Raw genomic sequence first — 14,590 nt, forward strand, 5'->3', positions numbered from 1 at the left:
ACAACGATTAGTTGATATTGATGAAATTTTACTAAAAATGTATAGAAATTATTTTATCCTTTGAATAGATATACAGTAAATTTTTCTATCCACAAAAGCTGTGGATAACTTTGTGGAATAGTTTTAAAAAAGTTGCTTTATCCCTGATATAATAAGGGTTTAGAGAGTTCGTGGGGTGATTGGTTGTAAAATAACTTATCCTTACAAATCAATAAGTTAAAAAATTTCTAGACTTTTTAATAAAAAAAGTTGAAAAAAATTCAATAAAAAAACTTGACTTTTTCAGCCTGTGTAAAACTATTTCTTTAAGTGTTGTTTTAGATAGTTTTTTAGGCAGCTATAACGGAATTCAAATCCCAGATCTAACAATTTTTTTGGGTAAATAAGTTGATTATCTAAAAGTAATTGTGAGCGTGCTCTCAAAATAATGTTAATCAGCCATTTAGGAACAGAGCAAAAAGCTGGACGTTTAAGCGAGGTTGCTAAATCCTGATTGAACTGTTTTTGTGTCACGTTTTTTGGTGCAACGAGATTAAATATTCCCGAAGAATGAGGATTTTTCAATAAAAATTGTATTGCTTGCAGATGATCATCTAGGCTAATCCAAGCCCAATGCTGCTCGCCATTGCCAATTTTTCCCCCTAGTCCTAATTTATAAAGGGGTAATATGCGTTTTAACATTCCACCTTGTTGAGAAAGTACTAATCCTGTACGAATGATACAAACCCTTGTTTTGGGATTTTTCATCTGTAAAGCGGAACCTTCCCATTGTTGACAAAGTTGTGAAAGAAAACCGTTGCCACAAGGCGAATTTTCATCGGCGATGTGTGAATTTGAGACATCACCATAAAAACCTATCGCAGAACTTGAAATAAATACACTGGGAGGATTATCACTATTATCAATTAGTTTAACTAAATGATTGGTAAGATCTACACGACTATTGGTTAAAATTTGCTTTTGTTTTGGTGTCCACGCTTTATCAAAAATAGGCTCGCCAGAAAGGTTAATAACTGCATCAAATTCATTAAAGTTTTTTATTTCTGAGAGATTTTTGCAAAAAGTCAGTGGAAATTGACCGCTTATATGCTGTCTTGTGAGAACAGTAACTGAATGCCCTTGTGCTAATAATTGTGAAGTCAGGGCAGAGCCGATAAAACCTGTACCGCCGGTAATGAAAATATTCATTATTCTGATTTTGTATCAAACAGTGTGGCGATATTATTCAATAAAGTTTTGATAGAGACTTTGCGAGTTGGTGTCACAAAAATAGTATCATCACCTGCAATTGTTCCTAAAATACCTTCAGATTTTCCGATAGTATCAAGTAGCATTGCAATAATTTGAGCTCCTCCTGGCGTTGTTCTTATTACAACTAACATATCATTATGATCAATATCAATGACAAGGTGCTTTAATGGGCTTGATGTTGTTGGTACGCCAAGTTCAGGAGGAAGTTGATAGACCATTTCCATTTTCGTATTGCGAGTGCGTACAGCCCCAAATTTAGAAAGCATGCGTGAAACTTTGGATTGGTTGATATGTTCAAATCCCAATTCTTGTAAAGCACTTACAATTTCACTTTGTGAACTAAATTTTTCTTCTCGTAATAACGATTTGAATGCTTCAGACAGAGCAAGATTTTTATCCACAGTGCAATTCCTTCTTGTTATAGAAACTCATATTTGGTGAATAATTATGGGGGTTTTATGTATCTAAATCAATAAAATCTCTTTTTTTTATTAAAAAATTTGCGAGAAATCACAAAATTTAACTTTGCTATTTGAATTTAGATTGAGTTTTTCTTAGACTGTACCTAGTTTATCATTTAATTTTACAAACAAGAGGACTTTATTATGAAAGTAACAGTATTAGGTGCAGCAGGCGGAATTGGTCAAGCGTTAGCATTGTTATTGAAATTACAATTACCAGAAGGTTCAGAATTAGCATTATATGATATTGCACCTGTAACCCCAGGTGTGGCAGTGGATATCAGCCATATCCCAACAGCAGTAAAAGTAAAAGGATATGCAGGAGAAGATCCAACAGAAGCGTTAAAAGACGCAAATGTCGTGTTAATTTCTGCGGGTGTGGCACGTAAACCAGGTATGGATCGTTCAGATCTATTTAATATCAATGCTGGTATTATTCGTAACCTTGCTGAACACGTAGCGAAAACTTGCCCAACAGCCTGTGTGGGAATTATTACAAATCCTGTTAATACGACTGTTGCGATTGCTGCTGAAGTATTCAAAAAAGCAGGCGTTTATGACAAGAAAAAATTATTTGGTGTGACTGAATTAGACGTTGTACGCTCAGAAACATTTATTGCTGAATTAAAAAATAAAGAAGTGGATACCGTTAAAGTGCCTGTAATTGGCGGACACTCTGGTGTGACTATTTTACCATTACTTTCACAAGCAACGTCACTTGAAGAAAAAATCACATTCACAGAAGAAGAAGTTATTGCATTAACTAAACGTATTCAAAACGCAGGAACAGAAGTGGTTGAAGCAAAAGCAGGTGGCGGATCAGCAACCCTTTCAATGGCACAAGCAGCAGCACGTTTTGCCCTTTCTATTATTGATGGATTATCTGGCAAAAATACACTTGAATATGCGTATGTTGAAGGTGAGGGTGAATATGCACGTTTCTTCTCACAACCTATCATTTTAGGTCGTAATGGGGTTGAAGAATTACTTCCAATCGGAAAATTAAGTGATTTTGAACAACAAGCATTGCAATCAATGTTAGACACATTAAACAAAGATATTAAAATTGGTGAAGAATTTATGGCTTAATTGTTAGCCAATAAGTTTTAACTTATTTAAGCGGTCAAATTTTTTCACGATTTTGTAAAAAGTGATAAAAATTTGACCGCTTTTGTTTTGTAAATTAAGTAATTAGTCAAAATTGAGAACTACATCAAAAATACAAATTTGTATTATTGATTTTCTGTCTTTCAAGTAGTATGTAGTATAGCTGTTCGTATCAATGAGAGGATAGCTATGACAACATTAATTTCAGCATCTTGTCGAGTTGCATTTGCTGCTATGATTCATGATTTAGGAAAATTAGCAGAAAGAGGGAAATTACCGATTTCCAAAGATCAGCTCAATTCACATAAAACATTATATTGTCCATTTAATCAAGAAGGACAATACCATTCACATATTCATTCAGCTTACACAGGGTTCGCTATTGATCAGATAGAGCATTTATTACCTGATTTAATTAGTCAAAATACCCTTCCATTTATTTCTCGTGGTGATCAAAAAGGCATTGAAATTACCGATTCAATCATTAATGCTGCAGCAGCACATCACAAGCCAGATTCTTTTTTACAGTGGATTATTGCAACAGCGGATCGTGTGGCATCAGGTTTTGAAAGAGATACATTTGAAAAATATAATCGAGCAGATAGTGGAAAAAATCACTATCAGGCACGTTTGTTAAGCTTATTTGAACAAATTAGTCTTAATTCAGATAGAAAAGTTGAAACGCATAGGGATTTGAAAAAAGTTTACCCTTTAAAACCATTATCACCAGAAAGTATTTTTCCAATTGATATTGAGGTTACGCCAAAAGAGGATGAGCAAGCTCAGGCTGAATATTTAGCATTATGGAATGAATTTTGCAAAGGGTTAGAAAAAATTCCTAGTTCACACAAAAAGCAATGGGATTTATGGTTAGATCATTTTGATACGGCTTACCAGTGTTTTGCAAGTTGTATTCCTTCGGCAACAGCATTTGGGGTAAAACCGGAAGTATCTCTTTATGACCATAGTAAAGCAACCGCAGCATTAGCAACGGCTCTTTGGCGTTGGCATAATGATAATAATCTTGTTGATGAAACACAGATTACTGAATTAAAAAATCGAGATAAGAGCTGGAATAAGAATAAATTTTTACTTATTCAAGGTGATTTTTTTGGTATTCAAGATTTTATTTTTTCAGGAGGAAGTGAAAGTAATAAACAGGCGGCGAAGTTATTAAGAGGGCGATCATTCCAAGTTTCATTGTTTACAGAATTGGCCGCATTAAAAGTATTGCAGAAATTAGCATTACCAAGTACAAGCCAAATTTTAAATGCAGCAGGGAAATTCCTTATTGTTGCACCAAATACAGAGCAAGTTCATCAGGCATTAGATGAAGTTAAACAAGAAATCAATCAATGGTTTATTGATAATACATTTGGATTGGCGGGACTTGGTATTGCAACACAAGAAGCAAGCTGTAATGATTTTCTCATCGGTAATTTTTCTCAATTACAGAAAAAATTATTTGAGCAATTGGAAACAGTAAAATTACAACGTTTTGACTTAACTCAGTTGGAGAAAAATGTACAAAATGTTAATTATCCTTATGGTTGCTGTGAATTAAATCAATATTTCCCCGCTGAAAGTGAGACAAATAAACGAGCTTTAATTTCTCAAGATCAAATCAATATCGGTAAATTTTTAGTGGAAAAAGACCGCTTAATTATTTGTGATTCAGACACCGAAATTACAGATGATATGCGAACACAGAGTTTAAAACTAAGTATTTTTGGTTATAAGGTTATTTTTACTTCTGATGAAGAGCATTCGGGTAAATTTGGAAAATTTGATATTCATCGTTTTTGGGATTTTTCTTTACCAAAAGATTTGAAAACCTCCGTTTGGAATGGCTATGCTCGTCGTTATATCAATGGATATGTGATGACCTTTAATGGTATTGAAAAATCAGAAAAAGAGTTAGGAAAATATCCAAATGTAGATGAAGTAATTGTAAAAGGTAATGTAAAAACATTTGATTATTTAGCTTGTGAAGATCGTATTTTTGACTCTCAAATGGAGCAATATATTGGTCAGCCTGCATTGATGACACTAAAAGGTGATGTTGATAATTTAGGATTGATTTTCCAAAAAGGGTTAGAAAATGCGACTTTTGCCAAAATGACGACATTGTCTCGTCAGATGAATCAGTTTTTTAGTTTATGGTTGCCTGCTTACTGTAATGAGAATAAGGCAAATATTTATACGGTATTTGCAGGGGGAGATGATTTCTTCTTGATTGGTTCTTGGCATAGCACACAAGAAGTCGTATTTGAAATGCAAAAGCAGTTTAAAAAATATGTGGCGGATAATGAAGAAATTCATTTTTCTGCGGGAATGGTGATGACGAAAGTGGGGTATCCTGTGCCACGTTTAGGTGAATTAGCCGAAGAAACCCTTGAAAAATCAAAAGCAGAAGAGGGAAAAAATGCGGTAACAATTTTTGATTCTTCTATTTCTTGGAATGCGTGGGAAAATCTGATTAAACTTGAAGAGGAAATTGAAAGGTTAGCGAAGGATTATAATATTTCAACTTCTTATTTATATTCACTCATTAATTTATCAAAACAAGCAGAACTTGCAAAAATTGATAAAAATTTAACCGCTACAATGTGGCGAAGCCATTTTTATTACAAAACAGCACGTTATGTGATTGATAAGTTGAAGAAAGAAGAGAAAGAACAAGCACTAAAATATATTACCTGTTCGTTAGGTAATAACGGTATTGAAAAATATGGGCAATGTTTTCAAATTCCACTATTTAATTATTTTTATAAAAGACGTTAAGGAGAAATTATGGATATTAGTATGATCAAATTTGGTGAAAATAAGCCAAGTGAACTTTTTGCTGGTATTGCTGAGCAAGCGGCACAAAAGATTAAATCAAATAAGAATGCAAATAAACAAACTCAAATTCGTAAATTTTATGATGAATTAGCGATGTGGAACGAGAAGGTGCAACTAAATCGTGAAGATAGAGAGGGAGAATATAAAAAACAGGAAGTTTTTATCAAAATGTTAAAAGCTAAAGTTGCTTATGCGGAGGGACGTAAACATATTGATAGAAATTTTAGTGAGATATTTAATCGTTGTATCGATCAGGTTAATAGTGCAGAAACATTAAAATATGCCAAATTATTTATGGAAGCTGTGATGGGATTTTGTAAATTAGAAGAAGTTAGAAATTAAGGAGCAGATTATGAAACTAGAAAATATCGTAGAAATTACCGCAACATTAAAATTAGAAACTGGGCTACACATTGGTGCAGGTGATAGTGAAATGCACATTGGTGGAATTGATAATTCAGTGATTAAAAATCCGATTACAGGCTCGCCTTATATTCCTGGTTCTAGCTTAAAAGGTAAAATTCGCAGTTTGTTAGAATGGCGTAGTGGTGAAGTTCAAGAAGCACCGTTATCATTAAAAAACCTAAAAGATAATGACAAAAATGTAAAACAGATTTTACAGCTTTTTGGTGTGAGTTCCGACAGTAAAAATGATAAAGAAAAACTACAAGAAATTGGTGTTTCTCGTCTTGCATTTTGGGATTGTGCTTTAAATTCAGATTGGGAAAATAAAATTCGTGATGATAACCAGCTTTTAACAGAAGCAAAAAGCGAGAATACCATTAACCGTATTACGGCAACAGCAGATAACCCTCGTCAAACAGAGCGAGTTCCAGCAGGGGCTATGTTTGATTTTAAATTAACAATGCGTAAGTTTGAAGGTGATAGTGATGAGTTGTTAAATCTTATTTTAAAAGGTTTACGTTTATTAGAACTTGATAGCCTTGGCGGAAGTGGTTCTCGTGGCTATGGTAAAGTTAAATTTGAAAAATTAACAGTAGATGGTATCGAAAAAGATTTAACTGCAATCAATCCTTTTGCATAAGGAGTGGTAATGAAAACTTATCGTATAACGATTGAAACATTAACGGCTTTTGGTACGCCTCTGGTCGGCGATACGCTATTCGGACAAGTCTGTTGGGGTATTCGCCATCAGTTTGGTAATGTACGTTTGGAAACCTTATTACAAGGTTATACTGAAAATCAGCCTTTTCTTGTGGTTTCACATGCAATGCCAAGTGGTTATATTCCATTGCCGACAATTCCGTCAAATTTATGGCAAGAAGGCGATGAAAAAGATCGTAAAAAACTGAAAAAGAAAAAGTGGCTAGATATAAAATCTATTGAAGAGCCAACAACACTTTGGCAACAGAAAGCCGTTGCTGAAAGTGAAATTGATACTTTTAAAGTAGAGAGCAGCACACAACCCCATAACAGCATTAACCGAGCAACAAGTACCACAGATGATCAACGTTTTGCCCCTTATTCACAAAGCCAAATTTGGTACGGTAAAGAAACAAAACTTGATCTTTATGTAGTATTAGATGAAGAACGTTTTTGTATAGAAGATCTTAAAAAAGTACTAACAAATATCGGTAAATTTGGTTATGGACGTGATGCAAGTGTGGGGCTTGGTAAATTTGCAATTATTGATGAAAGCATACAAGCGGTGCAATTATCACAAAAAAATGCAAATTGTTATTTAACCTTAGCAAATTGCTCGCCTGTGAATAATGAGCTAGATTCACAAAGAAGTTTTTATCAAGTTGAAACACGTTTTGGACGTCACGGAGATATGGACGCATTGAGCGGACAACCGTTTAAAAAACCGATTATTCTTGCCAAAATAGGGGCGATTTTTACGCCGTTTAATTTTGAAGAAAAATTATTTATAGGCAATGGTTTGACAGGTATTTCTTATTCAAATGATAAAGCAGTACATCAAGGTTATGCACCTATTATCGCGTTACATATAGATTTTAAGGACGGTGAATAATGAAAGAATTTATGAAAACGCATCAAGTTTATTTAACCCCTTTAACACCTATTCATATCGGCTGTGGCGAAGATTTTGAACCGACAAATTATGTGATTGATGAGGGCGTGTTATATCATTTTGAGCCGAGTAAGCTTGAATTATCTGATAGTCAAATTCAGCAATTATTGAGTTATGCAAATAAATCAGATTTACTTTCTATTCAAAAATTTTTTCAACAAAATGCAAAATCAGTTGTTGGTTGTGCAAATTATTTTTCGAGTGCTGCCGTTGGAATAGAACAAGATTGGAAGAATAAAATAGGTAGAGTAGTAAATAGGGAAAGTGATGGTAATAATGTTATTGCAAAATTATCCATAGAACGCACCGCTTATTTACCTTATCAAAATCAGCCTTATGTTACAGGAAGTGGTTTTAAGGGGGCATTAGTTACTGCGTATTTAGATGATTGCCATAAAAAACAAGGAAATCCTAAGGTTAATGGTAGGGATAGTAAAAAGATTTTTACATTTTACGCGGGCGATTTTAAAACGAGTAAATTTAAAGGTGTAAAATTTGGTGATTTTTTACCTGAAAATAATGTGAATACCAAAGTTTATTACGCCTTAAATTTTAAAAAAGTACCAAATAATAAAGGAGGGCAAGGTCGAGGAATTCCATTAAGACGGGAATGTATTTTGCCAGCACAGTATCGAGCGTTTAAGAGTAATGTAACATTATGGCAAGATGAAAAGGTATTTCCGATTAACCATTATTTTGAGTTACTGCGTAACTATAATTTTTCTATTTTTGTAAAGGAAATGAAATTATTATTGGAGCGAGGACTGATTGATAGAACGTGGTTAGCGTCAGTTTTCAATTTAGTAAATAATGAAAATGCTTGTCTTATTCGTTTAGGGAAAAATGGAGCAGATAGTAAAATTTATCAAGGTGATAATGTTGCAAGCATTAAAATTATGCAAGGTAAAGGGAAAAAACCGATTTTTAAAGATAGAGCGACAACAGTATGGTTATCAGGCGAGCGTCAAAATCAAGAAAATAACTTACTCCCTTTTGGTTGGGCATTATTAGAAGTAGATCCACAATCTGATAATAATGCACTTAAAGAATGGTGTAACCAAAATAAAGTAAGCGGTGTAAATTTAGATGAAATTTACCAAAATCAAAAACAAGCCCAAGAGCGAATAAAACTGATTGAACAAGAGCGACAACAAAAATTAGCCGAAGAACAGCAAGCCTTGAAAGAAGAGCAAGAAAGATTAGCAAGTCTTTCTGAAAATCAAAGACTAATTGAGCAAAAATTACAGGCTTGGGAAGATCCACAATATGAAGTGAAAAATTATACGGATAATTCTCAAATTTTTGTTGAAGCACAAGCACTTGTTAAGCAAGCTATTTCAGAAAACTGGGAACAGTCTGATAAAGATTTCTTACTTGCTATTTTTGATCATACAGACAGACAAAGTGTCTTTAATCGAAAAGTAGGCGGTTTAGATTTAAGTAAAGGTGCGGGCAAATTAAAAGGCAAAGCGAAAGAATTTAAACAGCTACTTAATCAACTAAAAGGCTTATAATGCAATTAAATACAATTCAACTGGCTCGTTATCGTTTTATTTTTCAGGTAACTGAGCCTATTTGCTTACCTGATTATGCAGGTTCAACATTACGAGGGGTATTCGGGCGGGCGTTACGCAAAATAGCTTGTATGACAAAACAGGATAATTGTAAGGCTTGTCCGCTTTATCAAACTTGTCCTTATACGAATATTTTTGAAACGCCACCAAAGGAACATCAAATTCAAAAATTTAGCCAAGTACCAAATGGTTATATTATTGAACCACCGCAATGGGGCGAGAAAATCTATCGAGTGGGTGAAATACTGAGTTTTGAATTAGTATTATTTGGAAAATTGATTGATCAGCTTCCTCTGATTGCTTTTGCGTTTCAACGTGCATTTCAATATTCCGTTGCGAAAGGAAAAGGCGAATTAGTTGATATTTTGCATCAGCAAAATAAAGACTTTTATTCTATTTATGTTGATGGAAAATTGCTTGATCATTCAACTGAAATACAAATAAAAGCACCTCAATCAAACTCAATAACATTAACGATTACCACACCACTTCGCTTACAAGCAAATGGTACACCGCTGAATGCCCAAAATATTACCTTAGAACGTTTTTTATTAACTTTAGCAAAACGCATTTCATTATTAAGTGAGTTTCACGCAGTGCCACTTGATCTTGATTTTGTAAAATTAAAAGAAAATTTAACCGCTATCAATGATCACAAAAACTTAAAATGGTTAGATTGGCGACGTTATTCTTCACGTCAGAATCAAAAAATGGCATTAGGAGGCGTTGTTGGGCAGTGGCAGTTAAACAATGTTCCAGAAGATTGGCAAAAATTACTTTATTGGGGGCAGTGGCTACATTGTGGTAAGAATGCAACGTTTGGACTAGGAAAGTATGAAATTACAAATTTGTAGAAATAAAAAAGGTAAATTCTTTCATTAAAATAACCGCTTGAGTATTTGTTTTAAGGAAAAATATAAGAATGAAAACCTATTTTATTTCTCGTCATCAAGGTGCAATAGATTGGATTAAATCTCAACAAATTGATGTTGATCAGTTTGTTGATCATCTAGATATGGATATGGTTAAACAAGGTGATACAGTAATTGGTACATTACCGATTCACCTTGCTGCACAAGTGTGTAAAAAAGGTGCGAAGTTTTATTTTTTATCGGTTAATGTTACCAAAGAACAACGTGGACGAGAATTAAATAAAAATGAACTTGTAAAGCAAGAATGTAAGTTACAACAATTTATGATAAAGGAGATTGTATGAGCCATAAATTATTAACAGTGTTAGGAAAAGCAGTTAAAGGAGATTATAGAAATGCAAATTATCAATTTGATGATGATTGTATAACATCTAGCTATTTTGGATTAGCTCTTAATAAAAAAATCAATGCGGATAACATCATTGTACTCGGAACATCTGGAAGTATGTGGGATAATTTTTTCTTACAATTAGATGGTCGTGATAATTTTGAAAGTGAAATTTTACAATTAACAGAGTTTGCTCAACAAGATAAAGTATCTCAATCTATGTTAGATGATCTTATTGGTAAAATTAATACTTATAATGACAATAAATATCAATGTAAACTTATCTCTTATGCTAAAACAGAAGCAGAGCAATTAGATTTTATTCAACAGGTTTTAGATTTGTGCGATGAAAGAGATAAAGTGACACTAGATGTAACACACGGATTACGTCATTTGCCGTTGTTAGTGCAACAAGTTGCTCAATTATTACCGCTTATAAAGAATGTGAAAATTGAAGGCATTTACTACGGAGCATTAGATTTAACGCAAGATAACACAACTCCTGTTATGGATCTAAATGGATTATTGCTGATTAACGAATGGAAAAAAGCATTTAATATTTATGAGGTGTATCGCGATATGAATGCGTTTACTGATGTACTAGAAAAAACATTACCAAATGATAGTACTCATAAAGAAATTATTAATAATATTAAAAAAGCGTCTTTTTACAATCAAACACATAGTACAGAAAAAGAAATTTTTGCAATTAGAACTTTTTTAAAAATTATTAATGATAAAAAAGAAACGCTTCCACCTGTCTTTAATCTTTTCTTACCTCGTTTACGAAAAGAATTAAATTGGGTTGATGAAAAAGGCTTATGGCAACAAAAAGGAAAACTTGCTAAAACTGCGTTAAAAAATAATCGTTATATCAATGCAGCATTGTTTGGATTTGAAGCGATAGAATTACGATTATGTGAACACCTGAAGGTTTCTCAATTTCAATTTAATGATAGAAAAGAAAATTTGATGAACTATCTTAATCAAGACGAAGAATGTTATAAAAAAATTAGAATTAAATATCATCTTTTAAGAAGAATGAGAAATTTTATTGCTCATGGGAAAGATGAGGATACGCCTCAATTTATTATTGATTTGATGGAGAATGAGGATAAATTAAGAAGAGAGCTACTATCTACAATAGATAGTTTACTGAATAAACCATTACCATAAAAGGGCAGAAGAATGAATAAATTTGAAAATTATAAAAACCGAATCTTACTCAGCGTAACAGGTATGTCGCCAGCAGTGGTAACAGAAACTCTTTATGCCTTAGTGACAGAGAAAAATTTTATTCCAACAGAAATTAAAGTGATTACGACTCAGCAAGGAAAAAATAAATTACTTGAATCTCTTTTAGGAATTGTTGGCGGACGTAAAGAAAAAGAAGGTGCATTGAGTAAATTTATCAAAGATTATGGCGAGCAATATAATTTTGATCATCTCCATTTTGACGAAGATTCCATTATAGTGATTGAAGATCAAAGTGGTCAAAAATTGGGGGATATTCGCAGTGAGGACGAAAATACCCTTGCCTCTGATCAAATTGTTAGCCTTGTGGGGAATTTATGCCAAAATGAAGAAACTGCATTGCACGTTTCTATTGCAGGCGGACGCAAAACAATGGGATTTTTTCTTGGCTATGCTCTTTCTTTATATGGACGTGAACAGGATAGCTTATCACACGTTTTAGTTGATGAAATCTTTGAAAATGTCCCTGATTTTTACTACCCAACACCAATGAGCTATAAAATCAATGATCGTAATGGTCGAGAAATTGACGCAAAAAATGCTAAAGTAATGTTAGCTGAAATTCCTTGGGTGCGTTTAGGTTTGGGCGTACCTAATGATCTTAAAGAAAATAAAATCACTTATAGTGAATCAGTTGCCAAGGCACAAGCGTTATTAAAAGACCCAAGTTTAACTTTTATTAATGGAAAAGATGGACTAGATAACAGATTAGTAAAATTTGGCGATAAAGAAATTAAACTTGCACCACGGGGATATACTTTATTACTTAGTTTGGTAATCTCTAAAATACAAGGTTTTAAATACGCAACTGATTTTCGCTCAGAAAAAAAAGTTATAGAAATCTATTTAAAAATTTATAGTTATATAAAAAATGATGATGCAATGGAAGCACGTCTTATTCCTAAACCTAAGGATAAGAATTCTGAGCCACCACCTAATGATTTGATTAAAGTTTTATCTGAATCACGAGAGGATATTCGGAGAAAATTAATAAATACATTCTCTATGTCAAAAAATGCAAAAAGCCCTTATTTACCTTCATCTTCAATGGGGGTTTGGGATTTGTTTATTGATTTAGAAAATATAGATATTTCACAAATCAAACATCGATTATCAGAGATAGGGATTTCCTTATAACACGTTATATTACCTATTTTTAGCCTAGGAATTTTTGCTAAAAATAGGTAAAATATGACCGCTTTCTATTGCAGGGATAATAAATTTAAAATGAGAATCTTTGTTTATTTATTGAACAAACAAATGGTTAAGTCTGCGATGTATTCAAAAAGTTGGAAACTCTGTTTTGAAACCCTTGCGGCACAAGGCTTTGAGGTGCCCCCGCAGTAGAAATACACGCCCTGTTTCAAAGGGATTAAGACGATAACCAAGTAGGAATCTACGCAAATAGATTTCGTAGAAATACACGCCCTGTTTCAAAGGGATTAAGACCATGACGATTTTCTGTTATTGCAACTTTATCTCCTGTAGAAATACACGCCCTGTTTCAAAGGGATTAAGACGCGTACAATGGCTGCACGCCGTTCACTTTCAATGTAGAAATACACGCCCTGTTTCAAAGGGATTAAGACAATTCCAGATTCTTTTAGGATACGACCTACGTTTTCGTAGAAATACACGCCCTGTTTCAAAGGGATTAAGACTTGGGTTCCTGATAAAATGTCTTTTATTATTTAAGTAGAAATACACGCCCTGTTTCAAAGGGATTAAGACATTTTTTGGTCACTGGTTAAGTAACCTTCATTATCAGTAGAAATACACGCCCTGTTTCAAAGGGATTAAGACCATTTCATCTAACGGTTTATCTTTCATCACACTAAGGTAGAAATACACGCCCTGTTTCAAAGGGATTAAGACTTAATTTGTTCGGACCGCATTTGCGATGATGTGATGTAGAAATACACGCCCTGTTTCAAAGGGATTAAGACACATCATCAAGCTCTGTTGCTAATTTAAGTGCTTTTGTAGAAATACACGCCCTGTTTCAAAGGGATTAAGACGAATCTTTTTGAGCCTGGTTTAGTTCATGTTGAGTAGAAATACACGCCCTGTTTCAAAGGGATTAAGACAAGGATACATTTCTCAAACCTTTGTTTTTTGGTTGGGTAGAAATACACGCCCTGTTTCAAAGGGATTACTAAGAGGGATTAAAAGGATAGAATACAGCTATTTTGGTATGTTTATAATCTAGAAATATAATTTTTCTTTTTATTTATCATGATTGAATAACCTCTTATCCAATTTTATTCCCTCAATAATACAAATTTGTAATTTACTCCACTAAATCTAATTTTCTTTATACTTTTTTATATCAAAACAACGAAGAAAAATTGAGTATTTTCCAGTTTGTTAATTCTTACAAATTTGCAAAAAAATCTGACTGCTTTGTATAACGATATACTTATTACATCAACAGATAGGAGTAAACAATGAACATAGACATTTTAAATAAATTAGAAGGTAAAGATTTGGTGATTAGTATTGGTATTTTAGCAATTGTTACTTTAATTAAAGTGGCTTATTCGGAAGAGAATACAAATTTGTGAAAACCGATCTAACTCAATGATTTTCAGTATTATCTTAGAACAAAATAAATAGGGATAGATGTATGTTTGAAAAAATTTTAGTAATTGTGGCAACAGAAGTAGTAAAAAAAGTACTTGAAGAATTGGATGAGGAATAAGGAGAAAGGTATGTTTGAGCTAGTGAGTAAGGCAATAGAAGTTGTAATTATTTTTAAGAAAGATAAAGATTAAGGAGAAAAG

12 protein-coding genes and 1 CRISPR repeat array are annotated in these 14,590 nt (G+C 33.2%); of the genes, 10 read left to right on the top strand and 2 right to left on the bottom strand.

Going from position 1 to position 14,590, the window contains the following annotated elements; genetic code table 11:
* Window positions 1–297: 297 nt before the first annotated feature.
* A complete protein-coding gene (locus DYE60_RS01715; protein ID WP_115314906.1) occupies window positions 298–1,188 on the bottom strand; it encodes a TIGR01777 family oxidoreductase in 891 nt (296 codons plus the stop codon).
* Window positions 1,188–1,652 carry a transcriptional regulator ArgR gene (gene argR / locus DYE60_RS01720; protein WP_115314908.1) on the bottom strand — a complete coding sequence of 155 codons (465 nt, stop codon included), beginning with the start codon at window positions 1,650–1,652 and terminating at the stop codon, window positions 1,188–1,190. The genes DYE60_RS01715 and argR overlap by 1 nt, the downstream gene beginning before the upstream one ends.
* Window positions 1,653–1,856: 204 nt before the next feature.
* Between argR and mdh the strand changes: the two genes are divergently transcribed.
* The 10 genes from mdh (at window position 1,857) to csm6 (ending at window position 12,944) form a co-directional block, all read left to right on the top strand.
* Window positions 1,857–2,801, top strand: coding sequence for a malate dehydrogenase (gene mdh, locus DYE60_RS01725; protein WP_115314910.1), 945 nt, complete (start codon window positions 1,857–1,859; stop codon window positions 2,799–2,801).
* Window positions 2,802–3,008: 207 nt separating this feature from the next.
* Window positions 3,009–5,603, top strand: coding sequence for a type III-A CRISPR-associated protein Cas10/Csm1 (gene cas10, locus DYE60_RS01730; RefSeq protein WP_245942667.1), 2,595 nt, complete (start codon window positions 3,009–3,011; stop codon window positions 5,601–5,603).
* Between the two features lie 9 nt (window positions 5,604–5,612).
* The gene (gene csm2 / locus DYE60_RS01735; RefSeq protein ID WP_245942668.1) at window positions 5,613–6,005 is read left to right on the top strand and encodes a type III-A CRISPR-associated protein Csm2; all 393 of its coding nucleotides are present in this window, start codon (window positions 5,613–5,615) and stop codon (window positions 6,003–6,005) included.
* A 10-nt stretch (window positions 6,006–6,015) separates the two neighbouring features.
* Window positions 6,016–6,708 (top strand): type III-A CRISPR-associated RAMP protein Csm3, encoded by a 693-nt coding sequence (csm3, locus tag DYE60_RS01740; protein WP_115314914.1) that lies wholly within the window; start codon window positions 6,016–6,018, stop codon window positions 6,706–6,708.
* A gap of 9 nt (window positions 6,709–6,717) precedes the next feature.
* Complete coding sequence (gene csm4 / locus DYE60_RS01745) at window positions 6,718–7,659, top strand: type III-A CRISPR-associated RAMP protein Csm4 (protein WP_115314915.1); 942 nt, start codon at window positions 6,718–6,720, stop codon at window positions 7,657–7,659.
* Window positions 7,659–9,233, top strand: a complete 1,575-nt coding sequence (locus tag DYE60_RS01750; RefSeq protein WP_115314917.1) for an RAMP superfamily CRISPR-associated protein — start codon at window positions 7,659–7,661, stop codon at window positions 9,231–9,233. Before csm4 ends, DYE60_RS01750 begins: the two co-directional genes overlap by 1 nt.
* On the top strand, window positions 9,233–10,147 hold the full coding sequence (cas6, locus tag DYE60_RS01755; RefSeq protein WP_115314919.1) for a CRISPR system precrRNA processing endoribonuclease RAMP protein Cas6: 915 nt from the start codon (window positions 9,233–9,235) through the stop codon (window positions 10,145–10,147). Before DYE60_RS01750 ends, cas6 begins: the two co-directional genes overlap by 1 nt.
* A gap of 68 nt (window positions 10,148–10,215) precedes the next feature.
* The gene (gene csx16 / locus DYE60_RS01760; RefSeq protein WP_115314921.1) at window positions 10,216–10,509 is read left to right on the top strand and encodes a CRISPR-associated protein Csx16; all 294 of its coding nucleotides are present in this window, start codon (window positions 10,216–10,218) and stop codon (window positions 10,507–10,509) included.
* On the top strand, window positions 10,506–11,729 hold the full coding sequence (csx2, locus tag DYE60_RS01765; protein ID WP_115314923.1) for a TIGR02221 family CRISPR-associated protein: 1,224 nt from the start codon (window positions 10,506–10,508) through the stop codon (window positions 11,727–11,729). The genes csx16 and csx2 overlap by 4 nt, the downstream gene beginning before the upstream one ends.
* Window positions 11,730–11,741: 12 nt before the next feature.
* A complete protein-coding gene (gene csm6 / locus DYE60_RS01770; RefSeq protein WP_115314925.1) occupies window positions 11,742–12,944 on the top strand; it encodes a CRISPR-associated ring nuclease Csm6 in 1,203 nt (400 codons plus the stop codon).
* Between the two features lie 206 nt (window positions 12,945–13,150).
* Window positions 13,151–13,966: a CRISPR direct-repeat array (repeat unit 36 nt; unit sequence GTAGAAATACACGCCCTGTTTCAAAGGGATTAAGAC).
* The last annotated feature ends 624 nt before the right edge of the window (window positions 13,967–14,590 follow it).

Source organism: Phocoenobacter uteri, assembly GCF_900454895.1.
Lineage (GTDB): Bacteria > Pseudomonadota > Gammaproteobacteria > Enterobacterales > Pasteurellaceae > Phocoenobacter > Phocoenobacter uteri.